General features: G+C 61.3%; 27 protein-coding genes. 19 read left to right on the top strand and 8 right to left on the bottom strand.

Features of this window, described 5'->3' with window-relative positions:
* Positions 1–524: 524 nt before the first annotated feature.
* Positions 525–1,646: a sensor histidine kinase gene (locus tag ABD919_RS06960; protein ID WP_345235081.1), complete on the top strand. Its 1,122-nt coding sequence runs from the start codon at positions 525–527 to the stop codon at positions 1,644–1,646.
* A gap of 76 nt (positions 1,647–1,722) precedes the next feature.
* On the opposite strand, the gene ABD919_RS06955 is transcribed toward ABD919_RS06960, so the two are convergent.
* On the bottom strand, positions 1,723–2,757 hold the full coding sequence (locus ABD919_RS06955; RefSeq protein WP_345235079.1) for a LacI family DNA-binding transcriptional regulator: 1,035 nt from the start codon (positions 2,755–2,757) through the stop codon (positions 1,723–1,725).
* A gap of 415 nt (positions 2,758–3,172) precedes the next feature.
* On the opposite strand from ABD919_RS06955, the gene fbaA reads away from it, so the two are divergent.
* The 4 genes from fbaA (at position 3,173) to ABD919_RS06935 (ending at position 9,328) form a co-directional block, all read left to right on the top strand.
* A complete protein-coding gene (gene fbaA, locus ABD919_RS06950; RefSeq protein WP_345235077.1) occupies positions 3,173–4,255 on the top strand; it encodes a class II fructose-bisphosphate aldolase in 1,083 nt (360 codons plus the stop codon).
* 65 nt (positions 4,256–4,320) lie between these two features.
* Positions 4,321–6,282, top strand: a complete 1,962-nt coding sequence (locus ABD919_RS06945) for a sensor histidine kinase (RefSeq protein ID WP_345235075.1) — start codon at positions 4,321–4,323, stop codon at positions 6,280–6,282.
* 273 nt (positions 6,283–6,555) lie between these two features.
* Positions 6,556–7,314, top strand: a complete 759-nt coding sequence (locus tag ABD919_RS06940) for a LytR/AlgR family response regulator transcription factor (protein WP_345235073.1) — start codon at positions 6,556–6,558, stop codon at positions 7,312–7,314.
* A 232-nt stretch (positions 7,315–7,546) separates the two neighbouring features.
* Entirely contained in the window at positions 7,547–9,328 is a 1,782-nt protein-coding gene (locus ABD919_RS06935) for an autotransporter outer membrane beta-barrel domain-containing protein (protein ID WP_345235071.1), read from the top strand.
* Positions 9,329–9,681: 353 nt separating this feature from the next.
* Here the strand turns inward: ABD919_RS06935 and ABD919_RS06930 are convergent, their stop codons facing one another.
* The 5 genes from ABD919_RS06930 to ABD919_RS06910 all read right to left on the bottom strand — a co-directional run bounded on the left by ABD919_RS06930 (position 9,682) and on the right by ABD919_RS06910 (position 14,264).
* The gene (locus tag ABD919_RS06930) at positions 9,682–10,545 is read right to left on the bottom strand and encodes a DUF4097 family beta strand repeat-containing protein (protein ID WP_345235069.1); all 864 of its coding nucleotides are present in this window, start codon (positions 10,543–10,545) and stop codon (positions 9,682–9,684) included.
* On the bottom strand, positions 10,545–11,408 hold the full coding sequence (locus ABD919_RS06925; protein WP_345235067.1) for a DUF4097 family beta strand repeat-containing protein: 864 nt from the start codon (positions 11,406–11,408) through the stop codon (positions 10,545–10,547). The genes ABD919_RS06930 and ABD919_RS06925 overlap by 1 nt, the downstream gene beginning before the upstream one ends.
* Positions 11,359–12,279, bottom strand: a complete 921-nt coding sequence (locus tag ABD919_RS06920) for a zf-HC2 domain-containing protein (protein ID WP_345235065.1) — start codon at positions 12,277–12,279, stop codon at positions 11,359–11,361. The genes ABD919_RS06925 and ABD919_RS06920 overlap by 50 nt, the downstream gene beginning before the upstream one ends.
* The gene (locus ABD919_RS06915; RefSeq protein ID WP_345235204.1) at positions 12,260–12,799 is read right to left on the bottom strand and encodes an RNA polymerase sigma factor; all 540 of its coding nucleotides are present in this window, start codon (positions 12,797–12,799) and stop codon (positions 12,260–12,262) included. Before ABD919_RS06915 ends, ABD919_RS06920 begins: the two co-directional genes overlap by 20 nt.
* A gap of 370 nt (positions 12,800–13,169) precedes the next feature.
* The gene (locus ABD919_RS06910) at positions 13,170–14,264 is read right to left on the bottom strand and encodes a metallophosphoesterase (RefSeq protein ID WP_345235063.1); all 1,095 of its coding nucleotides are present in this window, start codon (positions 14,262–14,264) and stop codon (positions 13,170–13,172) included.
* A gap of 336 nt (positions 14,265–14,600) precedes the next feature.
* Between ABD919_RS06910 and ABD919_RS06905 the strand changes: the two genes are divergently transcribed.
* Entirely contained in the window at positions 14,601–15,452 is an 852-nt protein-coding gene (locus ABD919_RS06905; protein WP_345235061.1) for an alpha/beta fold hydrolase, read from the top strand.
* Entirely contained in the window at positions 15,449–16,642 is a 1,194-nt protein-coding gene (locus tag ABD919_RS06900; RefSeq protein WP_345235059.1) for a sensor histidine kinase, read from the top strand. Before ABD919_RS06905 ends, ABD919_RS06900 begins: the two co-directional genes overlap by 4 nt.
* 194 nt (positions 16,643–16,836) lie before the next feature.
* Here ABD919_RS06900 and ABD919_RS06895 read toward each other — a convergent pair whose 3' ends face one another.
* Complete coding sequence (locus tag ABD919_RS06895; RefSeq protein WP_345235057.1) at positions 16,837–17,292, bottom strand: hypothetical protein; 456 nt, start codon at positions 17,290–17,292, stop codon at positions 16,837–16,839.
* 71 nt (positions 17,293–17,363) lie between these two features.
* The gene (locus tag ABD919_RS06890) at positions 17,364–18,185 is read right to left on the bottom strand and encodes a S24 family peptidase (protein WP_345235055.1); all 822 of its coding nucleotides are present in this window, start codon (positions 18,183–18,185) and stop codon (positions 17,364–17,366) included.
* Positions 18,186–18,365: 180 nt separating this feature from the next.
* Between ABD919_RS06890 and ABD919_RS06885 the strand changes: the two genes are divergently transcribed.
* From ABD919_RS06885 to ABD919_RS06830, 12 genes are all read left to right on the top strand, one after another.
* Positions 18,366–18,626: a hypothetical protein gene (locus ABD919_RS06885; RefSeq protein ID WP_345235053.1), complete on the top strand. Its 261-nt coding sequence runs from the start codon at positions 18,366–18,368 to the stop codon at positions 18,624–18,626.
* Positions 18,623–18,838 carry a hypothetical protein gene (locus tag ABD919_RS06880; RefSeq protein ID WP_345235051.1) on the top strand — a complete coding sequence of 72 codons (216 nt, stop codon included), beginning with the start codon at positions 18,623–18,625 and terminating at the stop codon, positions 18,836–18,838. Before ABD919_RS06885 ends, ABD919_RS06880 begins: the two co-directional genes overlap by 4 nt.
* 62 nt (positions 18,839–18,900) lie before the next feature.
* The gene (locus ABD919_RS06875) at positions 18,901–19,146 is read left to right on the top strand and encodes a hypothetical protein (protein ID WP_345235049.1); all 246 of its coding nucleotides are present in this window, start codon (positions 18,901–18,903) and stop codon (positions 19,144–19,146) included.
* A 2-nt stretch (positions 19,147–19,148) separates the two neighbouring features.
* On the top strand, positions 19,149–19,625 hold the full coding sequence (locus ABD919_RS06870; protein WP_345235047.1) for a D-alanyl-D-alanine carboxypeptidase family protein: 477 nt from the start codon (positions 19,149–19,151) through the stop codon (positions 19,623–19,625).
* A 1-nt stretch (position 19,626) separates the two neighbouring features.
* Positions 19,627–19,944 carry a hypothetical protein gene (locus tag ABD919_RS06865; RefSeq protein ID WP_345235045.1) on the top strand — a complete coding sequence of 106 codons (318 nt, stop codon included), beginning with the start codon at positions 19,627–19,629 and terminating at the stop codon, positions 19,942–19,944.
* Positions 19,941–20,366, top strand: coding sequence for a hypothetical protein (locus ABD919_RS06860; RefSeq protein ID WP_345235043.1), 426 nt, complete (start codon positions 19,941–19,943; stop codon positions 20,364–20,366). The genes ABD919_RS06865 and ABD919_RS06860 overlap by 4 nt, the downstream gene beginning before the upstream one ends.
* A gap of 497 nt (positions 20,367–20,863) precedes the next feature.
* Positions 20,864–21,079, top strand: coding sequence for a hypothetical protein (locus tag ABD919_RS06855; RefSeq protein WP_345235041.1), 216 nt, complete (start codon positions 20,864–20,866; stop codon positions 21,077–21,079).
* Positions 21,080–21,178: 99 nt separating this feature from the next.
* A complete protein-coding gene (locus ABD919_RS06850; RefSeq protein WP_345235039.1) occupies positions 21,179–22,615 on the top strand; it encodes a rep family protein in 1,437 nt (478 codons plus the stop codon).
* A 147-nt stretch (positions 22,616–22,762) separates the two neighbouring features.
* Positions 22,763–23,017 carry a hypothetical protein gene (locus ABD919_RS06845; RefSeq protein ID WP_345235038.1) on the top strand — a complete coding sequence of 85 codons (255 nt, stop codon included), beginning with the start codon at positions 22,763–22,765 and terminating at the stop codon, positions 23,015–23,017.
* Between the two features lie 31 nt (positions 23,018–23,048).
* Positions 23,049–23,516, top strand: coding sequence for a single-stranded DNA-binding protein (locus ABD919_RS06840; protein WP_345235036.1), 468 nt, complete (start codon positions 23,049–23,051; stop codon positions 23,514–23,516).
* Between the two features lie 27 nt (positions 23,517–23,543).
* Positions 23,544–23,741 (top strand): hypothetical protein, encoded by a 198-nt coding sequence (locus tag ABD919_RS06835; RefSeq protein ID WP_345235034.1) that lies wholly within the window; start codon positions 23,544–23,546, stop codon positions 23,739–23,741.
* Between the two features lie 153 nt (positions 23,742–23,894).
* Positions 23,895–24,323, top strand: a complete 429-nt coding sequence (locus ABD919_RS06830) for a hypothetical protein (RefSeq protein ID WP_345235032.1) — start codon at positions 23,895–23,897, stop codon at positions 24,321–24,323.

Raw genomic sequence — 24,323 nt, 5'->3', positions numbered from 1 at the left:
GCGCAACCGCTTGCCACGCAGCGTATAGGTTCTGCAATTTGCCACCCCCGCCCCTGCTTATCCGCCCCACCGGCCAACTATAGTTGTGCAAACGTTGTCGGGAACGTTGCCGGCAGCCCGCCTTAGAAACCGCCACAAGCCGCTCGGCGGCCCCGGCTTCCCGGCGGCTACGGCCTGCCTTTCTCCCCCGCAACCGCCGCGGCAAGGGCTTCGTTGTCAGAAAAAGGCGCTGGCAAGCAGAAAGTGAGGGGGCCGGTGCTAGCGCAGCAGCGGCAGCACCGGCACGCCCCCGGGGCACGTACACCGCCGCATGCATGCCGCTCTACGCGTCGGCAGGTGCCCTGACGGCCTGGCAAAGCTCACGCTCACACCCTTGCCCTGCCCGGGCCCGTAGCTCCCAATGAGACTAATTTTATGCTACCTTCGGGATAATCTCGCCTGGCAGAGACTGGTTGTCGGGCGGCGCATGAAATAGAGCGCCTGAGGCCCGGTCTCTACCCCAAAATCTACCCCAACCCGCCAACATGTTAACTCCGTCGGAACTCACGCACGCTTTATTGGAAGGAAGCCAGCAGGTTTCGTTCGTGTACAGCGCCACGGCCCGGCAGGTGCTTTACGTAAACGCGGCCTACGAAAAGCTGTTTGCGCCCCACCGCCGCGAACAGGTAAACAGCGACCTGCCCGCCTTGCTCGGCCGCATCCACCCCGACGATGTCGAGTACAGCGCCGACTGCTTCGAGCGGCTGGTGCGCGGGCAGCTCAAGGAAGACATACAGCTGCGCCTGCTGCCCCTGCCCGAGCATGACAAGGTGCAGTGGCTGGGCATTAAGGCCCATCAGTACCTGGCCAGCGACGGGCAGGTGCTGGTCTGCGGCACCCTCAACGACATCAGCGCCGAGCGGGAGTACCTGCTGAACGCCGACAAGTTCAACGCCAAGAAGAACACCACCCTCGAAATTCTCTCCCACGACCTGGCCGGGCCCTTCAACCTGCTGCAGCAGATGATAGACTTCTGCCGCGAGAAAGTGGGCCCGCTGCAAGACCCCCAGGTGGAAAAGATGCTGCAGGTGATGCACGACACCTGCCGCGACAGCGTCAACCTCATCCGCGACTTCGTCGACCAGGAGTTTATGGAGTCGACCAGCGTGCAGCTCAAGCGCGAGCGGTTCGACCTGGCCCGCCGCCTGCGCCAGATAATGGACACCCTCCGCGATGGCCAGGCCCACCTGGGCAAGCACTTTGAGTTTATCTGCACCCGCGAGTCGGTGTATGCCGAGCTCGACGACAACAAGTTCCTGCAGGTAGTCAACAACCTGCTATCCAACGCCATCAAGTTTACGCCCGACAACGGCCACATTCGCCTGAGCCTGGAGCAGCGGACCGACACGCTGCTCATCACCATCGCCGACGACGGCATCGGTATTCCGCAGAAGTTCCACGACGTGCTGTTCGACCGGTTCACGCCCGCCCGCCGCCCGGGCCTGCGCGGCGAAAAAACCACCGGCCTGGGCATGTCGCTTATCCACACCATTGTGAAGCTGCACGAAGGCCGCATCTGGTTCGAGAGCGAGGAAAACCAGGGCACCACCTTCTTTATTGAAGTACCCGCCAGCAAGCCCCGCCGCCACCCCTGGGGCGAGCGGTAATTGGTGATGAGGTGATGAGGTGATGAGGTATTCCTCCTTACTTCATCACTTCATCACTTTTTACTTCATCACCTCATTACTTCTTCATCGTCGACTCCCGCACCAGCAGCTTGGGCTTGAGCACCACGTTGCGGGGCTGCATGAGGCGGTCGGGGTTGCCGGCCAGCATTTTCTGCAGCAGGCGCACGGCCGAGATGCCCATGGTGTCGCAGCCCTGGTCGACGGTGGTGAGCTGGGGCTCGACCAGCGTAGTGAAGGGCTCGTTGCTGAAGCCGGCCACGGCAATGTCTTCGGGCACGCGCAGGCCCTGGGCTTTCAGCTCCTGCAGGGCACCCACGGCGGCCAGGTCGTTGGAGGCAAACACGGCGTCGGGGCGCTCGGGCTGCTTGAGCAGCTTGCGCATGTAGGCCGCCCCGGTTTTCTGGTTGAGCTCCCCAAACACGGTGAGGCGCGGGTCGGGCTGCAGGCCTTTGTCCTTCATGGCATCGAGGTAGCCCTGGTGCCGGCCTTTGTGAATGTTGATGTGCAGCGGGCCGGTGAAGTGGGCAATGCGGGTGCAGCCCTGCTCAATAAGGTGGGCCACCACCTGGTAAGCGCCCTGGTAGTCGTCGAGCATCACGGCGCTCACGTTGTCGCCCCGGAAGCCCTCCACCACGCGGTCGAAAAACACCAGCGGCACGTTCTGGCTGCGCACCGCCTCGAAGTGGCTGAAGTCTTTGGTGGTGTTGGCCAGCGACACGAGAATGCCCTCCACCTGGGAGTTCATCAGCAGGTCGATGTTCTTGCGCTCCTGCTTCACGTCTTCGTTCGACTGGCAAATCATCACGTTGAAGCCCAGCCGGGCGGCCTCGGTGGCAATGCCATTGACGACCTGCGGGAAGAAGTGGCCGGTGATGTGCGGCACCAGCACGCCCAGGGTGTTGGTGCGGCCCCGGCGCAGGGCGGCGGCCAGCTGGTTGGGCTGGTAGCTTAGCTCCTCGGCCAGCGCCCGCACGCGCTTCTTGGTGGCCTCGCTCACGTCGTTGTGGTCGGCCAGGGCCCGGGAGATGGTGGATGTCGACAGATTCAGCGCTTTGGCCAGGTCGGTAATGGATGCCCTACGATTTGCCATCGTCTTGTTCTATAGCGGAGTCAGAGTGTATGTGCGGGCCGGCGTACCGCTGCCCGGGAGCAGCGGCTTCGGCACTACCGAAGCAGGGGCCCGTAGCCACGGCACGGCAGGCAATTTAGCGCGGCTATATTAAAAACCGATTTGCTGCGGCAAGTTAACAGGGCCCGCGTGCCGGATTGTTTCTTGTTTTTGGCGATTGTACGCCGCATTCCCAGGAAACACCAGTCAAAATTGGGGCAAAAACCAGAGCCGTAGGCCCCGCCGCCGGAGCCGGGTGCGGAAGTTCAGGTAAAATCTACCGAAATTGCCGGCTGTAAGCCGCGCCCGGCGGCGGGTGCCCCTCCCGGGCCCTTCCGCCGGCCGGCTGCCTGCCCGTCCATCGTTCACCGTTTTCGCTTCACTCAATTCTTTTTTCATGGCTGACCAAACCCTTACCGCCCTCCGGGCCGGCGTGCTGCACGGCGACGAAGTTCAATCCCTCTTTCAGTTCGCCAAGGCCAATGCCTTCGCCCTGCCGGCCGTGAACGTGACCGGCACCAACACGGTGAACGCCGTGCTGGAAACTGCCAAGGCGGTGAACTCGCCCGTCATGATTCAGTTCTCGAACGGCGGCGCCCAGTTTTTCGCCGGCAAGTCCATTGCCAACGACAAGCAGCAGGCCAGCATCGCCGGCGCCATCTCCGGCGCCCTGCACGTGCACCACATGGCCGAGCTCTACGACGTGCCCGTGGTGCTGCACACCGACCACGCCGCCAAGAAGCTGCTGCCCTGGATTGACGGCCTGCTCGCCGCCGGCGAAAAGCACTTCGCCCAAACCGGCCAGCCCCTCTACAGCTCCCACATGCTGGACCTGTCGGAAGAGCCGATTGAGGAAAACATTGAAATCTGCAAGCGCTACCTCGAGCGCATGGACAAGCTGGGCATGACCCTGGAAATTGAGCTGGGCGTGACCGGCGGCGAGGAAGACGGCGTCGACAACTCCGACGTGGACTCCAGCAAGCTTTACACCCAGCCCTCGGAAGTGGCCTACGCCTACGAGGAGCTGATGAAGGTGAGCCCGCGCTTCACCATCGCCGCCGCCTTCGGCAACGTGCACGGCGTGTACAAGCCCGGCAACGTGAAGCTGCAGCCCATCATCCTGAAAAACTCGCAGGAGTACGTGCAGCAGCACTACGGCACCGGCCCCCAGCCCATCGACTTCGTGTTCCACGGCGGCTCGGGCTCCAGCCAGGAGGAAATCCGCGAGGCCATCAGCTACGGCGCCATCAAGATGAACATCGACACCGACCTGCAGTGGGCATTCTGGGAAGGCATCAAGGACTACTACGTGAAAAACGAAGGCTTCCTGCAGGGCCAGATTGGCAACCCCAGCGGCCCCGACTCGCCCAACAAGAAGTACTACGACCCGCGCGTGTGGCTGCGCAAAGGCGAGGACACGTTTGTGGCCCGCCTCAAGCAGGCCTTCGAAGACCTGAACTGCATCAACCGCCGGCCCTAGCTTCCGGGCTGCTGGCATAGAAAAGGCCGCTCCTGAAAAGGAGCGGCCTTTTCTATATTGCAGGCATGCCCAGCTTTCGCTTCTTCCGGGTTTTGCTGTTGTTGCCGCTGTGGGCCGCTGCCCTGTCGGGACGGGCGCAATCGGCCGAGGCCGACAGCCTGCGCCGCCTGCTGGCCACGGCCCCACCCGACACCAGCCGCGTGCTGCTGCTCGACGAGCTGTGCTGGCAGCTGAACCGCACCGACCTGCCCGCGGCCCTGCGCTATGGCCGGGAAGGGCTGACGCTGGCCCGGCGGCTGGGCTTCCACCGCGGCGAAGCGGTGTGCCTCAACGACCTGGGCACCGCCGCGCTTTACGCCGGCGACCTGCCCGGCGCCGCCCGCTACTACCAGCGGGGCGTGGCTCCGGCCCGGGGGCACCACCGGCTGCTGTCGTTTCTCTACACCGGCCTGGGCAACGTGGCCGCCCAGCAGCAGGACTTTCCCCGCGCGGCCCGCTATCACCGCGCGGCCTTAGCCGAGCTGGCCCGTGTGCGGCCCGCCCCCGCCCCACCCGACCTGGCCCTCATCTACACCAACCTGGCCGACCTGTACCGGCGCTGGAACCGCCCCGACAGCGCCCAGCTACGGCAGCGCCAGGCCCTGGCCGTGTACCGGCAGGCCGGCTACCTGCCCGGCCAGGCCATGAGCCTGGTCAACCTGGGCAGCGTGCACCAGCAGCAGGGCCGGCTCGACTCGGCCCAGCTTTACTTCCGCCAGGCCCTGCGGCTCGATGAGCAGCTGGGCGACCTGTACGGCCAGGCCCGCGACCTGATTAACCTGTTTGCGCCGCTCTACGACCAGGGCCGCTACGCCGAAGCGGCCGGCGCCGCCCGTCGTGCCCTGGCCCTGGCCCGGCGGGCTGAAGTGCCCCGCCTCGAAGCCCAGGCCCTGGGCAACCTGGCCGAAGCCGAAGCCGCCCTGGGCCGCCACGCCCAGGCCTATGCGCTGCAGCGCCGCTACCAGTTTCTGCAGGACACCCTGCTCAGTGAAGAGAAAAACCAGGCCCTCAGCCAGCTGCAGGTGCGCTTCGACGTGGACCGCCAGCAGCAGCACATCCGGGAGCTGACGCAGCAGAGCCGGCTGCAGCAGCTGCAGGCCGCCCAGCAGCAGGCCCGCACCCGCCTGTTTGGCGCTCTGGCCGGCGGGCTGGGGCTGGCGCTGGCAGTGTTCGGCATTTTCTACTGGCAGCTGCGGCGCTCCCGGCGGCGTTTGGCCGAGTCGGAAGCAGCGGCTCGCAGCGCGGCCGAAGAAGCCCGCGCCGCCAACCGCACCAAAGACCAGCTGCTGGCTGTTATCGGGCACGACCTGCGCGGGCCGGTGGGCTCGTTTCAGGACGTGGGCGAGCTGCTGCGCCACTACCTGCAGGCCGGCGAGCTGCAGGAGGTGGCCGGCCTGGGCCGGGAGCTCGACCAAGCTAGCCAACAGCTGGGCGCCCTGCTCGACAACCTGCTGCAATGGGCCCAGAGCCAGACCGGCGCCCTGCTCGTGCGCCCCGAGCCCCTGCCGCTGCACCAAGCCGCCGAGCAAGCCCTGCAGCTCTACCGCCCGGCTGCGGCCGCCAAAAAGCTGACGCTGACCAACACTGTTCCAGCTGGCCTGGAAGTGCAGGCCGACTCCAACCTGCTCCAAACCGTGCTGCGCAACCTGCTGGGCAACGCCATCAAGTTCACGCCCGAGGGCGGCACAGTAAGCATTACGACCGGGTTACAGGCCGGGCAGGTGAGCGTGGCCGTGGCCGATACCGGTGTGGGCATGACGCCTGAGCAGCAGGCCCGCCTCTTTGCCTTCGACCGACGGCGCAGCACCCGCGGCACGGCCGGCGAGGGCGGCACGGGGCTGGGCCTGCTGGTCAGCCAGGAGTTTGTTCAGCGCCTGGGCGGGGCCCTGCGGGCGCAAAGCGCGGTGGGGCAGGGCACCACGTTCAGCTTCGAGCTGCCGGCCGTTAACCTCACCCCCAGCCCCTCTCCCGCGGAGAGGGGATACTGACGACAGCAGTTACCAGTTAAAAGTGAGGAGTGAAAAAACAGAATTTCTTTTCAATTTTCAACTTGTGGCTGGCTCCCCCTCTCCGGCGGAGAGGGGCCGGGGGGTGAGGTTAACGGAGTCGCGCCGACTGCACGGCTACTTTTGACTCAGTACTTAAGCAGTCTTAACAGTAAACGGGTTGTCAGTTGTTAGTTACCAGACAGCTTCTTAAGCGAACCTGACAACAGACAACTACCAACTGACAACTTACTTTTGCCTACCCGCCCATTGCTCATGCATACTGAAGTCGTTCGCATTCTCGCCGTTGAAGACAACCCCTTGCAGGTGCGCAAGCTGCGGATGCTGCTCTCCGAGCTGGGCTATGCGCTGGTGGGCGTGGCGCCCTCGGCCCCGGAAGCGCTGGCCCTGTTTGAACAGCACGCGCCGGATGTGGTGCTGCTCGACATTCAGCTCGATGGCGACGCCGATGGTGTGGACCTGGCTTTGCAGCTGAACGAGCGGCGGCCCGTGCCGCTGATTTTCGTGACCAGCCTGCAGGACCGCACCACCTTCGAGCGGGCCCGCGCCGCCGGCCCGTTCGCGTTTCTGAGCAAGCCCTACGACAAGCTGTTGCTGGAGCGCTCCATTGAGCTGGCCGTGCAGCACTTCGCCCAGGGCAAGGCCCCGGCTGAAGGCAGCGGCGGCAGCCCCGAACCTGCCGATGCCTTGCTGCCCGACAGCCTGTTTCTGCGCGAAAACAGCCGCCTGGTGAAGGTGCCCTACGACAAAATTCTCTGGGCCGAAGCCGACGGCTCCTACTGCCACCTGCACACCGCGCCCCGCAAGCACACCGCCCGCCTCACGCTTAAAGACCTGGAGGAAAAGCTGCCCGCCGGCCGTTTCGTGCGCACCCACCGCTCTTATCTGGTGCAGGCCGCCTGCATCGAAAGCCTTGACCTGGGCGAAGGGCAGGTGTGGGTAGGCGGGCAGGGCGTGCCGGTGGGCCGCGCCTACCGCGACGAGCTGCTGCGCCGCCTCAACCTGGTGGGCTAGCTTCGGAGTTGCTGGTTTCTTGTTGCTGGTTGCTGGTTTCTAGTTTCTGGTTTGAACGACAACCAGAAACCAGCAACCAGCAACAAGAAACTTTTCTACTGTCGTTCACTTACGCCAAACGGCCGTCTGCCCCGCGCAGGCGGCCGTTTGGGCTATAAAGCCAGCGGGCCGGGGTTTCAGAAAGCAGTTTTGGCTTGCCAAACAGCTTTTGCCGCTCTTATCCCTTGCGTATATGAAAACACTGCTTACTCCCGCCCTCCTGCCCCGGCTGCTCACGGGCCTGCTCCTCCTTACCGGCCCAATGGCCCTGGCCCAGGCGCCGGCCGTGCGCGTGGGCGAAGCCACCCCGGCGCAGCAAACCCCGCTGGAAGTGAATGGTCCGCTGCGGGTGCAGGCCTCCACGACGGCCCCCGGCGCCCCGTTCACCATCACGCAGCCCAACTCCACGGGCTACCTGAACCTGAGCAGCCCCATTGGGCAGTCGTTTACACTGGCGGCGGCGGCTACGCTCAACACCATTCGGCTGAATGTGGAAGTCAGCGGCTTCAATGCCAGCAACCTGGCAATAGAGGTGCGCAGCGGAGAGGGCACGGGCGGCGCAGTGCTGCACACCCAGCTGCTGTACTCGGGCATAGGGGCCAACTACCGCACCCTCACGCTGGCACCAGCCCTGGCGCTGCCCGCCGGCACCTACACGTTTGTCGTGACCTCGCCCAACCCGGCCGTCACCCTGTATGCCACCTACACCACCAGCAGCTACGGCGGGGGGCGCTTATATTACTACGGCTCTGCCCACCCCAATGGCGGCCTTGACTTCCAACTGGGCCTCACGGGCACCACCACGACCACCGCCCCGGTGCTCACCACCACGGCCACGGGCCGGGTGGGCATTGGCACCAGCAGCCCCACCGCGCCGCTGGAAGTAGCGGGCAGCGTGAAGCTCAGCGGGGCGGGAAGCACCCTCACCTTTCCCGACAACTCCGTGCTGACAACGGCCCCGGTCGACACCGACAACCAGACGCTGAGCTTGTCTGGCTCCACGCTCACCATTTCCAAGGTGAGCGGTGCGGGCAGCAGCGTGACGCTGCCCAGCGGCGGCGCCGACAACCTGGGCAACCACACGGCCACCCAGAATCTCAACCTGAGCAATAACCTGCTCACCGGCGGCGGCAGCAGCGGCCTGCGCGTGGATGCCAACGGCTACGTGGGCATCGGTACGGGCACGTTTACCTCCCAGCTTTCCTTAGGACGCACGGCCAGCAGTGGCAACACCACCCAGGGTCGCATCGCCAACTATGAAGACAGCAACGGTACGTACTTCTACGGCACGGGCACCATCTCCAACGGCAGCAACTACGGCCTGGGCCTGTGGGGCGGCACCGGCGCCAGCACCCCTTTCAACGGCACGACCGGCCAGCCAGCCCACCTGGCCGTGCTGGACAATGGCCGGGTAGGTATTGGTACCACTTCCCCTACGCAGATGCTCGACGTGAACGGCACCATCCGCTCGCGCAGCGGCGGCATTCAGTTTCCCGATGGCACGGTGCAAACCACCGCGGCCAGCGGCGGGGGTACCTACCCCACGCCCCAGGCCCGCACCCTCACGTTGAGCTTCGCCAGCTTTCAGCCCGAAAACGGCAGCACGCCCACCGCGTTTTTTCCTAACAGCGACGACTTTTACCCCACTTCCGGTACCCAGCCCGCGTTTCGGGCACCCATACTGCTGCCTCAGGGCGCCACTATTACCGGCATCACCCTGTATGCCTACGACAGCAATACCGCGGCTATTACCGCTGAGCTGGTCAGCTACGCGCCGGCTACGTTCTTCCGTTTGGTGGCAACGAGCGTAAGCTCCGTCAATGGAACCGCCACTAACCCCTCGGCTCCTTTAAGCCTGGTGGTAGACAATACCGTGCGCTCCTACTCGGTGCGCGTCAGCTTTGGCGCGGTCAACACCAACTTATTAACCGTCAGCGGCGTCCAGGTAAACTACCTTGTATCCCAGCCCGATTAGCCGCCTTGCCGCCCGTGGTCTTACCGGCGGGGCCGGGCAGGAGCGGGATTATTCGTGCAAAGGGCCCTGCCATAGGCAGGGCCCTTTGCACGGTCTTCCCAGCCACGTCAATCACCACCGTGCCGGTAAGCTGGCCGCACCTGTTGCAGCAGGAAACGACCAATAGTCTGGTTGGTAGCAGCCGACTCCATGCATGCCGCGGCGCTGTGAAACAGGTGTAAGCCCGGGTCAACTTGCCCTGATTGGCAAGGTTCATACCGGCTGCATTGGGCTGGCTTTACTAGACTACCGGCAAAATCTCTATTTGCTGCAACTGCCTGAAATTTTCCAGGTTGCCGGGGCTAGACGCGGCTTTACTTCGCCTTCCGCACGTAGATGCTGCCCTGCAGCGACTTCATCATGATTTCGGCCCCGCCGCCGTTGAGCTTGCCGTAGGTCCAGCTGTCCTGCGTGACGCGGTACATGCCGCCGCCCTTAGTGCTGGCCACGGGCCGGGGCGCGGGGGCCACTTCCATGTCGAAGTCGCTGTAGATGGCGCCCTGGTCCGATTTCAGCTTCAGGTTGGCTTTCACTTTGTTGGGAAAGCTCACGTCAATCTTGCCGTTCACCGTCGAGAAAGCCATGGGAGCATCAGCCGTCACCTTCTCGAAAGTAGCCAGCACGCTGCCGTTCACGGTGTTGACCACGGCCGAGCCGCCCACCTGCCGGAGCGTGATGGAGCCGTTCACGTTGCTGATTTCCAGCTCCCCATTTACGTCTTCCACCGTGATGTCGCCGCTGTTTACCGTACCCAGCTTCAGCGAGAAGTTCTGCGGCACCTTAATGGTGAGGTCGATGGGCCGGCGGTAGGAGTCGGTTTTGATGACGACGAGGTTGTCCTTTTCCTCTACCGTCATTTCGAGGCCCTCGGCCTGGTCGATGCGGCGCAGGCCGTCGCTGGTTTCCCGGGCCCGCTCCCGCCGGCTTTTCAACTCGCGGGCCGAGGCATCTATCACCACGTCTTTGCCCTTGTGCCCTACCACGTTGATAGAGCCGCCCACCAGCTTCAGGCGCAAGGTGCCGGGCTTGCCCGGCGACGTGAGGGGCACCACTACCGGGTCGGTGCCGGTGTTCTGGGCCCGGGCGGCCGGGCCGGCGGCCAGTAGTACTAATAGGGCCAGCAGGGCCGGCTGCAGGCCGTGGCGGGCCTGGGCTAACAGGATATGGATAAGGTTCATTAGAGTTGTTGCTTGATGGTTACGTCGCCGTTGAGGGTTTCAAAGCGCAGGTCGCTGCCGCCTTTGCCCAGCCGCAGGGCCGTGTCTTTGCTGAGTTTATACTTGGTGCCCTTGCCGTCCTTCTGCTGGGTTTGCGTCACTTGGCGGGGCATCATCTGCACCTGGGGAAAGTTGGTGTACAGCTCGCCGTGCATGCTTTTGAAGTGCACGTCGCCGCCCATGTCCTTGGGGTAAGCCACGGTAATGCGCCCGTTGATGGTTTTGTAAGACGACGGGCCGGGTGGGTTGGCGGCGTAGGTCACATCCACGCTCCCATTCACGGTGTGGGCCTTGGTGGTGCCCTTAGCGTTTTTGATGCTGATGCCACCGTTCACGTTGCGCACGTCCAGGGTGCCGGCCACGTCCTGCACCTCTACGTCGGCCCCGTTCACGGTGGAGGCGTGCAGGTTGATGGCGTAGGGCACTTTCAGCACGAAGTCGTAGCTGAAGCTGTAGTCGAAGTCGTCGCTGTTCCAGTTGAAGTTGCGGCGGGGCCGCGAGTCGCGGGGGGCGCTCACGTACACCACCACCGAGTCGTTGCGCTGCGTGAAGCCCAGCTGCACCTGCTTGCGGCCGGCTTCCAGGCCGGTGGCATTGTCCGAGCGCACGGTTTTGGTGGCTTCCAGCAGCACCTTGCTGCCGGCGTAGCCTTCCACCCGCACCGGGCCGAAGATGTTGTACACGGCCAGCACCTGCCGGCTTAAGTCGCCGCTCAGGGCAAACTCTTTGGTAATGGTTTCCCTGGCCTCCTTGCGCTGGGCCAGGGCGGGGCTGCTAAGCAGCCACAGTATCGCGAGAATCAGTCCGGGGCTGCTGCGTTTCATGGTTGTGGGGAATTGAAGGGTCGGCGTTCCGACCGTTTGACAAGGTTTTGATGCTGCTTTCAATCTTGGTTTTCACGGCCTCGTTCAGGCCGCCCTGCTGCAGCAGCTGGCGCAGGGGCTTCACCGAGCGGCGCACCTGCAGCTGCACCATCACGTCGGCCAGGGCCGACTGCACCAGCGGCGACTCCTGCAGGGTAAGGGAGTGCACCAGCCCCTGCCGCACCACGGGGTCGCGGCCCAGCTCGGCCAGGGCTTCCAGCGTAGCCAGGCGCACGTTCACGTTGGGGTCGTTGTTGAGCGTGCTCAGCAGCGCGTTCACCACCTGCTCGTTTACCTGGGCAATGTCTTTGGTGGAGCTCACGGCCCGCAGGCGCTGAGTGGCCGAAGGGTTTTCCAGCATGGCCAGCACCATGCGCTGCTCCTGGTCGGGCGCGGCTGCTTCCGGCGCAGCCGCCAGCGTAGCCGGCGAGCCGGCCCCGGCCCCCTGCCGCTGGTTGCTCACCCCGTAGCCAATGGCCAGGCCGGCCACCAGCACCAGCAGGGTGTAAGCCAGGCGCAGGCCCGGGCCGGGCTGCAGCAAAGGCTGCAGCCAGCGCTTTGCCTGCTCCCACAGCGTAGGCCGGCTTTCGGCGGCCTGAAACTCGGCCAGCATGGAGTAGAAGCGCGGGCGCAGCTGCTCGCTGGGCTCGGGCGTGTCTACCGCGCCCAGCGTGCTCCACAGCTGCTGCAGGGCCGCCAGCTCCTGCCGGCAGGCGGGGCAGCGGGCCAGGTGCGCTTCCATTTCCGCGCGCTCGGTGGCCGGCAGCCGGGGGCTGAGCCAGTCCACGAGCCGCTCGCGGGTATTGTCGCAGTTAAAGGGATTTGATTCCATTTTCCAGTTTCAGGTAGATGCCTTTGAGTTGATTCAGGGCCCGGTGCACGCGCACTTTCACGGCACCCTCGGTGGTGTCCAGCAGCTGGGCTATCTGCTCGTACTTAAGCTCCTGGAAGCGACTGAGCACCAGCACCTCGCGCTGCTCGGGGCTGAGCCGGCCCATGGCCTGGTGAAGCAGGGCCACGTCCTGGGCTTTTTGCAGGCTGGCATCGGCTGCCGTGCCGCCGCCAATCTTTTCCTCCCAGTCCACGATGTCGTCGTGGTGGCGGGCGGTTTTGTTTTTCCGGGCTGCGTCGTGCGAGGCGTTGCGGGCCAGGTGGTACATCCAGGTGCGAAACTCCCCCTCGCCGGTGAAGGTGTGCCGGTACTTAAGCATGCGGTAGAACACGGTCTGCACCAGGTCCTCGCTGGCGTCGGAGTCGCCAGTCAAATGATAAAAGAAGCCAAACAGCGGCCGGTGGTAGCGCTCAAACAGCAAACCCATCTTGTCCACCTGTCCAGCTTTCACCTGGAGCATGAGTGCATTGTCGGTCAGCGAGTTCAAGCGGCTAACGAGTTAAGGTTGTGAGCATATTCGGCGGTGGAAACCTTGCTTCCCCGGCAAGGTTACAGCGGGTGGTTAACTTTTTTCAGTTTCCCCTGCTGAGTTAAAAGGTAAAAGGGAAGAGTTAAAAGGCAGAACCACCTTTTAACTCTTCCCTTTTACCTTTTAACTCAACTTTTACAGGCACTCCCAAGTCGACGTACCGGCTTCGTTCTATGGTTCGCCTCTCCCCCGCCCCCAAAAAATGCTTAATTCGCATTTCCGAAAGGGAGAGGGGGAGCCGGTCTGGAATAACCCTACACCAACTTGGAATGCGCTTTAACTTACCCGAAAAGGCTCCTGCTTACAGCACCACGGTCCGCTTCACCGGGGCGTAGCCCTTCACCTGCAGCTGCACGAAGTAGGTACCAGCAGCCAGGCCCTGGCGCGACCACTGCAGCTCGTGCCTTCCGCCCGGCAGCGGGCCCTGGTGCAGGGTAGCCACCTGCCGGCCCCGGGCATCGAGCACGCGCACCCGCACCGAGCTGAAGGCGGCCGGCAGGGAGATTTCCACGCGGGCGGCTTCGCTGATGGGCAAGGGGTACACGCCCAGCAGCTGGGGCTCGGCGGCCAGGCCGCGCACCAGGGTGTGGTCGTCGATAAGCTGGCCGGTGCGGGTGTAGAAGCGTAGGCGCAGGCTGTCGGCGCTGGCTTCCAGCAGCTGGGCGCCGTAGTCGGCGTTGTAGCGCACGGCGCTGCCGTCGAGCGGGGTGCCGTTGAAGCTGTAGAGGCTGCGCCCGCCCAGTCCGTTCACGCAGTACACCAGGCCATCGGCCACTACCCGCTCGTAGGTGTGGTCGTGGCCGGTGAGCACCAGCGAGGCGCCCCACTCCCGAAACGGCCAGCGCAGGCCCCGGTCGCTGCCGTGCGAGCCCGAAGAGTACGGGGCATGGTGGAAGTACACCACCTTCCAGGGCGCGGTGGAAGCCGCCAGCCTTTCTTTTAGCCAGCGGGCCTGAGCGGAAAAGCGCCCGGTGCCGTCGGGCTCGGACCCGTCGCTGTTTACCGCGAAGAAGTGCACGTTGCCGCGCACAAAGTCGTAGTACCGCTCGTTGCCGGGCAGGGTAAAGTAAGCCAGGTAGGCGGCGCCGGCGTTGGTGTACAGGTCGTGGTTGCCCAACGAAGGGAAGAAGCGGTTTTCGGTAGCGCCGGCCCCGTAGCGGCCCTGGTAGGGCGCGATAAACTCGTGGTAGTACTGCCCGATGTTGTCGTCGATGGTGCTGGCAGCACCTACGTCGTAATTGTTGTCACCCAGGGTGATAATGAATTCCGGGCTCCAGCTTTTCACCAGCTGGCTGACATCGCGCTCGGGGCTGCCGGCGTAGCCATAGTCGCCAATGGCGGCAAAGCGCTGGGCCCAGGCCGGGGCCAGCGGCAGGCCCAGCAACAAGCTGAGCATGATTGTTCTAAATCCTGTTCTCATTGTCAGCATAGGCACTCGCAATTCATTTAATTATTATCAGGCCAACCACTTACCTTTCCGCAGCCAGGAAGCCGTCAACTTCCGCCTTACGCAAATCCCGGCTAAAAGCCGTGCCTTTGTGGCTTCTTGCTGCAACACGCGTTCCTGACAAAGAAGTTTGCTTTTCTGGCGCTGCTCCTCGCCCCTGCGCTGCCGCGCTGCGGCTGCCGGGCCCAACTGTCTTCAGATTTGCGGTATTTGCAGCCAGGGTAAACGCAAGCCGCTTTCCACCCGTAACTCATCTGCCTTCCCACCTGCCTTGCTGTCCGCCGTATGCCCGCCCCCCTCGACGCCCGCCCCGCTGTTCTGAAGCGCAACAACGTGAAGGTTTCCGGCCAGGGCCGCCAGGGCCTGGTGTTTGTGCACGGCTTTGGCTGCGACCAGCACATGTGGCGGCTGGTGGCGCCGGCGTTTGAGGACCGGTACCGGGTGGTGCTGCTGGACCTGACCGGCGCTGGCCTCTCCGACCTGTCGGCGTACAGCCCGGCGCGGTACAATACCCTGGCTGCCCACGCCGAAGACGTGCTGGGCGTGATGCGGGCCCTGGACCTGGAGCAGGCCATTCTGGTGGGCCACTCCGTGAGTGCCATGATTGGCATGCTGGCGGCTATCCGGGAGCCGGCCCGCTTCCACCGGCTGGTGCTGGTGGCTCCCTCCCCACGCTATATCAACGACCATGCTGCCGGCTACACCGGCGGCTTCGAGCAGGCCGACATCGAAGAGCTGCTCGACGCCATGGACAACAACTTCATGGGCTGGTCGGGGGCCATTACGCCCGTCATCATGGGCAACCCCGAGCGGCCGGAGCTGACTGCCGAGCTCAATAACAGCTTCTGCCGGACCGACCCGGCCATTGCCCGGCACTTTGCCCGCGTCACGTTCATGTCCGACAACCGCGCCGACCTGCCCCGGCTGACGACGCCCGCCCTGATTCTGCAGTCGGCCAACGACGCCATTGCCCCCCTGGCCGTGGGCGAGTACCTGCACCAGCGGCTGCCCCACAGCCAGCTGCTGGTGCTCAACACCTCCGGCCACTGCCCCCACCTGAGCGCCCCGCAGCAGACCATTGCGGCCATCGAGCAGTTTCTCGCCCCGTCCGCCACCCCCCATCCCGCAGCCCGATGAGTGCCCCCGACGACGAGCCGCTGCCGGAGCTGGACCTGCGCCTAACCCAGGAAGACCCCGACGACTTGTATGAGTACGCGCCCTGCGGCTACTGCTCCTGCCTGCCCGACGGCACCCTGGTCAAGCTCAACCACACCCTGCTCGACTGGCTGGGCTACCGCCGCGAAGAGCTGGTGGCCCGGAAGTCGCTGCCCCAGCTGCTCACCACGGGCGGGCGCCTGCACTACGAAACCTACGCCGTGCCCCTGCTGCTGCTGCAGGGCCAGGTGCGCGAGTTTAGCTACCAGCTGCGGCGCAAAGACGGCAGCACCCTGCCCGTGCTGCTGAACGCCACCCTGGTGCGCGACGCCAACACCCTGCCCCTGGTGGTGCGCGTCACCCTGTTCGACATCACCGACCGCCGGCAGTACGAGCAGGAATTGCTGCGGGCCAAGGCCGTGGCCGAGCAGCAGCGCGAGCAGCTGGCCCGGGTAAATGAGCAGCTCACGGCAAAAAATGAGCAGCTCACGCGCATCAACGCCGACCTCGACAGCTTTGTGTACACGGCGTCCCACGACCTCAAGCAGCCCATCCACAACATGGCCGGGCTGTTTGCCGAGCTTAAGCGGGCCGCTACCTTTCACGACCCGGAAGCGGCCGGCATGGTGCAGATGTTCGACACCGCCCTGCAGCAGATTCTGACCACCATCGATGGCCTCACCCAGGTAGTGCAGCTGCAGCGGGAGCTGGAGCAGGTGCCGCAGGAGATTATCGTGCTGACCCCCTTTATCGGCGAGATTATCCGCAGCCTACAGGTCAGCAGCCGGGAGCGGCAGGCCACGTTTGCGCTCGACTTCGAAGCGGCTCCGCGCCTGCGCATGACGCGGCCCGGCTTGCATAGCATGCTCTACAACCTGCTCAGCAATGCCCTGCGCTACGCCGACCCCCTGCGCCGGCCCCACGTGCAGGTGAGCACCGCACCAGCCGACCACGGCATCGTGCTGACCGTACAGGACAATGGCCGCGGCATCGACCTGGAGCGCTACGGCCGCGAGCTGTTCCAGCTGTTCCGCCGCTTCCACCCCGACGTGCCCGGCTCCGGCATGGGCCTCTACCTCGTTAATCGCCTCGCCCACCAGGCCGGTGGCCATGTAGAGGTAAGCAGCACGCCCGGGCAAGGCACCACGTTTCGTATCTACCTGCCGCAGTAAGGCGCAAGGCTGCTTTACTGCGCGGAAAAAGAAAAAGGCCGGTTTCCTTATGGAAACCGGCCTTTTAGGTAGCGGGGACAGGACTCGAATAATCAACCCCTGCAAAAAAGTGCGTTTCCGGCCAGAAAAGGCACTTTTATACCCGCTCTAAGTACATTCTGTGCTCGATTATGTGATAAAATTGTGACTTTTTTCTACATGGTAGCTGGTACCCAGCCTATTTCATACATACTAGTTACGTCGCACATTCCCAGCCGCTTAAATGTGCGGCCCACAAACCGCGTCTTGTCTAAGTAGGTAACATCTATCCGAGTTCCCCCGCCGGCCTTGCCTGGGTCCAGCATAACCGACTGGCCAGACATTTCCCAAATGCCGGCCCTTGCCCCACCAGCAGCCGAAATAATTTGATAGGTGCCATCTGTCTTAAAAACATAACGGTCCCCTGCCTTAAAGGCATCCACGTTTTTAATGTTGTTCGCTTTTGTGAATTCAGCTGGGCTGAAACCGTTGACGGTAGAGCCGGCAACCTTCCATGTAGTAGACGTTAGCTGCGCTTGCACGGCTGCCACATCGAATGTGCGGGGGTCGTTTTGGGCCTGAGCCGTGCTGGCACCCACTGCCAAGAGGGCAAAGAGTAATAGGGTTTTCATTGGTTTTGTGAAGAAAAGGTGATGGATAGAATGCACGTTTACAAATGCCTTGCCGCTTTTATTTGGTGGCTTTACTTGAGCTGAGGCAGGTTCGCAATAGAGTTATTAAGCGCTGCCATTTGCTCTGTCAGTTGCGCTATAAAGCGCATTACTCCGGCCCTATTCGGATTGGAACTGTTGAAATTTATACTGGCTTGATAGCGGAACATTGCCCGCACTTCAGAGCGCAAAATTTCATAAGGGTCAAAGTGTTCGTTGAAAGAGCGTAAGGTAAAAAATTCCTCGGAAGGCCCGCGCCGTAGCTCCTTTACCACAAGACCGTCATTGCAGAGTAGTACATAGACTTCGCCCCACCTCAGAGCATCGTTCTTTTCTACTTTCTGCCCGAATACCACGTCCCCGTTATTGAAGCGGTCCGCCATGCTGTCGCCGCGCACCTGGAAGGCATACACGTTGGCCGGAAGTCCCAGGAAGGGAAGGTAAAACTTTGGTAGGTGCTCTATGTACTCTTCATCGCCAAAGCCATTCAAATAACTACCTTCTGCAGCTGCAGGAACAAAGGGTATCGCATCCTCTTTTTCCCTGTGATTACTACTGTCATAAGTTGCTGCCTCATCTTCAACCTGGGATTTGTAATGAGCTTCTAAAATGCTATTGCTGATATCGGGAGGAAAATATTTAGGCCCATTCCCATTCAATAGCCATTCCATTCTAACAGTCGGGAACGCAGAAAAGATACTGTGCAAGGTGCCAGCACTTGGCAAGCTTCCCCGAGGCCCTATTATGCTGTAGAGCGTCTGGTATTTGACATCAATTTTTCTTGCAAAAGCAGAAACATTAAGCCCAGAATCTGCAATCAATTCTTTGATTCTGTGGGAAATAGTGTCTTTCACTTTATCTTTTGCTTTTTGAATGTGGATAAATTTCTGCTGATTCAGCAGAAGCTTTTCTGCTTTTGCATACTATGTTTGCAAGGTCGGTTTTGAAACCGGCTTCCGAAAGTACGCCTTTGCTTCTGTTTACAAGCGCCGCGCCAACCATCGGAAAAAGTTCCAAATGGAAAAATCTTTCCGATGGCCCCGCAAACGCCCCTGCCTCTCCCCCTCAAATACCGCTTTAGGAGCTGGCTAGCCGAGTACCCGGCAGCCACCCGCACGGCACTACGGGAAGAATTCGCAACCTATCTGCGGGTTACGCCCCGCACCGTGTATGCCTGGCTGAACCTGCCGGCCGATGCGCCGCACGACATACCGTTTCTGGCCGTGGTGTACATGGCCCAGCGACTCGGGAAAGACCCGCTGCAGGCTCCCACTTCTAGCGCCCCGCAGCAATGAGCCAGCTAACCCACATCGACCTGTGTATGTGCCTAAACGAGCTGCTGCCTTCGGCCAAGACCGAGGAGCTTGAAAGCGCCGCAACAGTGCTGCTGGTAATGTTCAAAGTAGCCGGCACCGCACCCCAGGCCCCCGCCCCCAAGGCCCCGGCCAAAAAGCCCCGTCGCTACACGGAAAAGCCCATCGCTCAGAGCCAACGCCTGAAGCTGTAATGCCCGGCCCGCACCATATCAGCCACCTCATCGCCCGCTGGGCGCTAACCATCCCTTTTCCTATGGGTTCCGCCACGTTTACCGCCCCCACCCTCAGCGCCGCACAAGAGCAGCACCACGAAACACTAAAGCAGGTGTACGAAGTGCTGGATTCCCGCTTGCTGGACATTGAAACGGCCAAGCAAAACGGCCGCATTTCGCCCCAGACCGCAAAATCTGCCCTGCACCATACCGAAGGGCTGATGAAGGAAATCAGCGCAAAAGCCAACCTTATTACGGGCTGCCCCCTGGGCATCTGGATTGACTAACGATGAACACGGTAGCCGCTTACTTCCGTCAGATACCACGCGCCGTGCTTGTGGCCGTGGCTGCAGCTGTAGGGCTGGCCGTGCTCGTGCGTCAGCGCCTTACCCGTTTCGACGCTGAAACAGAAGCCAAGCTGGCCCAGCTCACCCCGGCTGCCCGGGCTAAATTCCGCACATTCTTAGAAGCTGCCCGGGAACGTGGCTGGCAGGTGGTGTTTGTGAGCGGGTATCGGACCTATGCCCAGCAGGCCGCGCTGCACGCTGCCAATCCACGCAATGCAGCCGCCCCTGGCCACAGCAGCCACGAAACCCGCGAAGCCGGCGACCTCAATTTTATACATAGCCGCACGGGCGCAGAATTGCGGAAAGGCACTTCTAAAATCCGTTGGCAGGCGTCTGGCCTCGTGTACGATGCTGCAGCAGCTGGCCTGACATGGGGCGGGCCTTTCGGTGATAACAACCACTTCAGCGCCCGCAGCTAAGATGGCCACCAAGAAGAAGCCCAGCCCCACCCGCGCTGCCTCGTTCCCCATTCCGGCCTACCTGACCGGCACCGACTTGGCCAGCCTGGAACAGCAGTATGTGTTTTATGCCAAGGTCTACCGCCTGCCTGATATGAGCAAGGTGATAGACCATAACGGCGAAGAACAACGGGTATTCACCTACCCCGCCGAGCTGGGGGACTGCGACGCCATGCCGATGCCGCCCCGCGTGGTGGAAAAGTTCTGCACCCTCATTCCCGCCATTCAGGAAGGCCGCGCCCGCGCTGCTGCTATTGGCAAACAAGCTGTACTGCTATGAAAACGGCCCGCCCTTGTGCTTGTGGCAAACCAGTAGCCAAGCACCGCACCATTTGCAGTGCCTGTCATTCGCTGAAAACTGCACGGGCTAACCCCCTGAAAGCTGCTTTTCGCTATCTGAAAGGCAATGCTAAACGCCGAAAAAAGGACTTCTCACTGACGTTGGAGCAATTCGCGCAATTCTGTATCGAGACAACATACCTCGACAAGAAGGGCCGCACCGCTACCAGCTTCACCATTGACCGAATCGACCCAACCCAGGGGTACCACATCTGGAACATTCAGGCCCTCGAAAATCGGGAAAACGTGCTGAAGCAAGTCCGGGAGCAGCGAACTGTGAACTGCTACAATCCCGAAACCGGCCGGCGCGAATTCTTCACCATTTCCACGAATCCTTCACCTCCCACTTACTGCCCTTTTTGACATGTATACGATTAAGCGCACCACCGCATTTATCCTAAACCACTGGGGCCAAATACCCCGTCACGAGCTTGACCAAGACGAGCGTAAGTCTTACCGGAATGATATCGAAATGCTCCGCTGGTTACGCCAGTCTCTAACCAGCGGAGATTAATGAAATCCAAGGGTAGGTTCTGGCGCACGGCCCCGGAATTGGGATAAGTCCGTGGTGGTCCCCGGCTAGGGACAGGCCCCGAGTAATCGGACCCTAGCAGAAAGCCAGAATGACAGCACGGAAAGACGCGCAGGCCCTGGCTTGGTGCCCCCAAAGGGAACAGCGGGGAAAAGGCGGTTCGATTCCACCCAGGGCCACAAAAAACGATTCTAGGGCTATCGATTTCGGCCCCCCAGAACATTAAATGCTAATCGTGGATGGTCGTTCCTGAGCGGCTAGCGAAGGCGTCACCAGCCACGATTCCACCAGAACAACCCGCCCCACCGTGGCCAAATATCCTTATCCAATGCCCTTCAAAGAAGCCATTCCCGTGCTGCGGGAAATGGCCGATTTGCTGGCGCAGCAGGACAAGGAAGAAGCTGAGAAGGGCAAGCAAAAGAATGAGGTACGGGAGAAGCGCCGCAAGGCTCTAATGACCGCCCAGCAGGTGCTTTCGGACTACCTGAACACGGGCGCACCGGCCCAACATTGGCAGAAAGGGGAGCAACAAGCTCTGTTTTAGTCCGCGCCTTACCGGCCTGTAAACAAGTCGTTAAGGCCCTTCCTCGATAATAAAGAAACGCTCGGGGAAAACCCGCCCAAGTTTTAGAAACCTTTTCCTATGTCTGTCACCATAACGCAAGCCAGGCCCGAAGGCAGCCCCGAAACTGCCACAAAAGAGCTGCAGCAGCGCGTAGACCGCAACCGCAAGCGCAGCAACCGTGCTAGCAACCTGAAGCGCGAAGCAAACCGACTCTGTAAGCAGATGTACGCTTTCCTGCAGGAAGAACACCCCAGCATTCCCCAGGAAGATTTAAACGTGCTGGAAAAAGCCGGCCGGCAAATTTCGAGCTGCGCCACCCACGCGCTATACCGCGAACACCTGGGCGGCGCTTCGCCCGTCGAATACATTGGCGCAGCAACCTGTAAACACAAGATATGCCCGGTTTGCAACTCCGAGCGCAGCAAGCGGCTGCGCCGCAAATGGATGGACTACCTGACCGCTAACCCGAAGCTGCTCGAAGAGTACGACCCGATGCACCTAACGCTTACGGTACCGCACACGGCCGCGCACGGCTTCCGTGGTGAACAGTTCTATGTGATGACCTTGATAAACATTTTCAAGGAAATGCGCCGGAATGTATGGTTCAGTGGCCGGCCCGAAGTGCTGCCCAAGTACTGCGAAGAAACGGGCAAGCTGCTGCGGAAAGGCAGGGATGGGATTGAAGGCATGGTGTACGCCGGGGAGTACGGGGCCGAAGTAACCCGCAACGAACACGGGATGCACTTCCACATTCACAGCCTTGTTTTTGTGCGTAAACAGCTACAAAACCGGAACGAGCTGCACCGGCATATTCTGCTGGCGTGGAACTGGGCCACGATGGACCAAACCGCTACCCGGCAGCACTTCCGGCCCGATGAGCTGGCCGCGATTAAGAAGGGGAACAAGCTGCTGACCGATGAGGACCTAGCCGCCCTCGTGCCCCAGGGCTCTACGCTTGTCGGCCTCGAAAGCTTGTTTGTGATGAGCGACAAGCGGCTAGGCACCTCCGACAAGTGGGATGCGGAAAAGCGGCAGTGGAAGCACTACGTAAGCAAAAACAACCTGAAAAGCCTGATTTCAGGCGTTATGGAGTGCCTTAAATATCATTTCGAGCCCCTGGCCCTGAAAAAGCATGGCAGCCCAGAATACGACTTTCAACTACTGCTGGAACTGCTACCGAAAATCTTCGGAAAGCCGCTGTATCAGAAGTTCGGGGCCTTTCGTGGGGTAACGGAGCTGAACATTAACCCGCCGAAAGATGCGGCCGGCGAGGCAGCCGAACTGCTGCAGGACTATGCCCACGAGGAAGTAATAAACCCCGATACGCTGGAAGAAGCTGAGCGGGAGGAATATACCTATTTCGTGGCTTGCGTGGCCAGCGTCTACCACTTCAACGAGCACGGGTTACGGCCCCACGTCCGACGAAATGCGCCCCGCGTCTACCTGGACCAAGCCCGCACGATGGGCCACGCGCTTAGGGTAATGATTGACATGAGCATAACCAAACGCGAATAGAAATGTGCTTTCTGACTACCTGTGTAGTATGCCCCTTACGGCCGACTTGTAAAGGACCATGCAAAGAGCCCCGCCCACATCAAGAAATGTTGGGCACTATTAAAACTGTGCTGCAGCAGGCTGCAGCGACCAAAACCAAGCCGCAAAATGAAAACAGCAGCCGAAAGCCGCGCCGCGTCCTATGAAGGGCTACTGGCAAAGATTGAAGCCGAGATAGAGGCAGCAGTTGCCAAACACGCACTAGAAGCCCGTGTATACGTGGGCTATACTGTTTCCGAAGAATTCATTTGGCAAGCGAAAGAGGCTCTGAAGGCGAAAGGATATGAGGTGCTGTTTTTCCCCGGCTTCCCGGGAATTTTCTGGCAGGTACAGCCCCACTACCTCATTCAATGGAACAAGTAAACAACCACTTTTTAACCCCAACCATCAAACCATGTTCAAACTTACCGCAATCGGCAACCTGGGCAAAGATGCCGTAATGAAGCACCAGGAAAACGGCGACCGTGTTATTAACTTCTCGGTAGCCGTAAACACGGCCTGGAAGGACAAAGCCGGCCAGCGGCACGAGCGTACCTCCTGGGTAGATTGTGCCCTGTGGCGCACCCAGCAGCAAAGCACCGAAATTTTGCAGTACCTGAAAACAGGTACCACGGTCTATGTAGAAGGGGAGCCCAGCGTTCGGGCCTACATCAACAGCAACGGCGAAGCAGCAGGCGCGCAGGTGCTGAAAGTATCCATGATTGAGCTGGTAGGCGGGAAGAAAGCCGAGCAGCCCACCCAGGCCCCGCAACAGCCTGAAAACAAGCCCAAGCCCGGCGATTTGCCCCCGAGCAGCTTCGATAACGAGCCCGAGCCCGCTGCAGCACCTACCCGCACGGCAAAGGCCACCGCAAAAGCCTAGTAAAAACCACGTTTACAGCCGCCCACTATGAGCCCCGCTCCTGCCGCCTTCAAAATTCAGCCGTACAACAAAACCCAGCTTGCCAGCTACTACGGCGTTGGCATTGATACGCTAAATGCGTGGCTGAAAGACGTGCCGGAGCTGGGCGAATACCGGGGGCGGCTGTTTACTAAGAAACAAGTGCAAGCCATCGTTGAACACCTGGGAGAGCCAGACAAGCACTAGCGCAGCAACTCCAAATAAAAGGCCCGTTTACGCTGTAAACGGGCCTTTTTTGCGTGGTAGCAAGGTTAAAACGGGCGAAACAGGGCGAAGGGCTGCGAACGGGTTTTAAGCCTGTTTACAGGCAGAACCTTTGGGAAAACAACTCCAAAGGCAATGAACATCTTTCAAAAAACACGCGGGCTCTTAGCCGCCGCGCTTACCATGCTCTCGGGTGTAGGAGCGCACATCAAGCCCGCCGTGAAGGTGGTAAACCTCATCAAAGAAGCCGTAGACAATCCGGCGTTCGACTTGGTAGTAAATATCACGGCTACCCCGTGGGATAACATCACCCTGCAGAAGCTGCGGGCCGCCCTGTATGCGGCAATAAAACTGCTATCGGATGTAGGGCATCACCAGAGCGGCCCCGAAGCCCTGGCCCACCTGGTAAAGTCCTTACGGGATGCACCCGCGCCGTTGCAGTCTGCTATGTACTCGAAACTAGCCAGCACGGTAGCTACCAAGCTTTCGGGGGGCGTACTGACAGAAGTTGAAGCAGATACGCTGGTACAGCTGCACTACGCACAAACCAAGCTCACGGCGTAA

The sequence above is a fragment of the Hymenobacter saemangeumensis genome, assembly GCF_039541835.1.
GTDB lineage: Bacteria > Bacteroidota > Bacteroidia > Cytophagales > Hymenobacteraceae > Hymenobacter > Hymenobacter saemangeumensis.
This window is presented reverse-complemented; position numbering and strand designations above follow the sequence as displayed.

Coding starts and splice junctions, on each gene's coding strand:
- ABD919_RS06960 (WP_345235081.1), top strand. CDS start 525: ATGTTAACTCCGTCGGAACTCACGCACGCTTTATTGGAAGGAAGCCAG.
- ABD919_RS06955 (WP_345235079.1), bottom strand. CDS start 2,757: ATGGCAAATCGTAGGGCATCCATTACCGACCTGGCCAAAGCGCTGAAT.
- fbaA (WP_345235077.1), top strand. CDS start 3,173: ATGGCTGACCAAACCCTTACCGCCCTCCGGGCCGGCGTGCTGCACGGC.
- ABD919_RS06945 (WP_345235075.1), top strand. CDS start 4,321: ATGCCCAGCTTTCGCTTCTTCCGGGTTTTGCTGTTGTTGCCGCTGTGG.
- ABD919_RS06940 (WP_345235073.1), top strand. CDS start 6,556: ATGCATACTGAAGTCGTTCGCATTCTCGCCGTTGAAGACAACCCCTTG.
- ABD919_RS06935 (WP_345235071.1), top strand. CDS start 7,547: ATGAAAACACTGCTTACTCCCGCCCTCCTGCCCCGGCTGCTCACGGGC.
- ABD919_RS06930 (WP_345235069.1), bottom strand. CDS start 10,545: ATGAACCTTATCCATATCCTGTTAGCCCAGGCCCGCCACGGCCTGCAG.
- ABD919_RS06925 (WP_345235067.1), bottom strand. CDS start 11,408: ATGAAACGCAGCAGCCCCGGACTGATTCTCGCGATACTGTGGCTGCTT.
- ABD919_RS06920 (WP_345235065.1), bottom strand. CDS start 12,279: ATGGAATCAAATCCCTTTAACTGCGACAATACCCGCGAGCGGCTCGTG.
- ABD919_RS06915 (WP_345235204.1), bottom strand. CDS start 12,799: ATGCTCCAGGTGAAAGCTGGACAGGTGGACAAGATGGGTTTGCTGTTT.
- ABD919_RS06910 (WP_345235063.1), bottom strand. CDS start 14,264: ATGCTCAGCTTGTTGCTGGGCCTGCCGCTGGCCCCGGCCTGGGCCCAG.
- ABD919_RS06905 (WP_345235061.1), top strand. CDS start 14,601: ATGCCCGCCCCCCTCGACGCCCGCCCCGCTGTTCTGAAGCGCAACAAC.
- ABD919_RS06900 (WP_345235059.1), top strand. CDS start 15,449: ATGAGTGCCCCCGACGACGAGCCGCTGCCGGAGCTGGACCTGCGCCTA.
- ABD919_RS06895 (WP_345235057.1), bottom strand. CDS start 17,292: ATGAAAACCCTATTACTCTTTGCCCTCTTGGCAGTGGGTGCCAGCACG.
- ABD919_RS06885 (WP_345235053.1), top strand. CDS start 18,366: ATGGCCCCGCAAACGCCCCTGCCTCTCCCCCTCAAATACCGCTTTAGG.
- ABD919_RS06880 (WP_345235051.1), top strand. CDS start 18,623: ATGAGCCAGCTAACCCACATCGACCTGTGTATGTGCCTAAACGAGCTG.
- ABD919_RS06875 (WP_345235049.1), top strand. CDS start 18,901: ATGGGTTCCGCCACGTTTACCGCCCCCACCCTCAGCGCCGCACAAGAG.
- ABD919_RS06870 (WP_345235047.1), top strand. CDS start 19,149: ATGAACACGGTAGCCGCTTACTTCCGTCAGATACCACGCGCCGTGCTT.
- ABD919_RS06865 (WP_345235045.1), top strand. CDS start 19,627: ATGGCCACCAAGAAGAAGCCCAGCCCCACCCGCGCTGCCTCGTTCCCC.
- ABD919_RS06860 (WP_345235043.1), top strand. CDS start 19,941: ATGAAAACGGCCCGCCCTTGTGCTTGTGGCAAACCAGTAGCCAAGCAC.
- ABD919_RS06855 (WP_345235041.1), top strand. CDS start 20,864: ATGCCCTTCAAAGAAGCCATTCCCGTGCTGCGGGAAATGGCCGATTTG.
- ABD919_RS06850 (WP_345235039.1), top strand. CDS start 21,179: ATGTCTGTCACCATAACGCAAGCCAGGCCCGAAGGCAGCCCCGAAACT.
- ABD919_RS06845 (WP_345235038.1), top strand. CDS start 22,763: ATGAAAACAGCAGCCGAAAGCCGCGCCGCGTCCTATGAAGGGCTACTG.
- ABD919_RS06840 (WP_345235036.1), top strand. CDS start 23,049: ATGTTCAAACTTACCGCAATCGGCAACCTGGGCAAAGATGCCGTAATG.
- ABD919_RS06835 (WP_345235034.1), top strand. CDS start 23,544: ATGAGCCCCGCTCCTGCCGCCTTCAAAATTCAGCCGTACAACAAAACC.
- ABD919_RS06830 (WP_345235032.1), top strand. CDS start 23,895: ATGAACATCTTTCAAAAAACACGCGGGCTCTTAGCCGCCGCGCTTACC.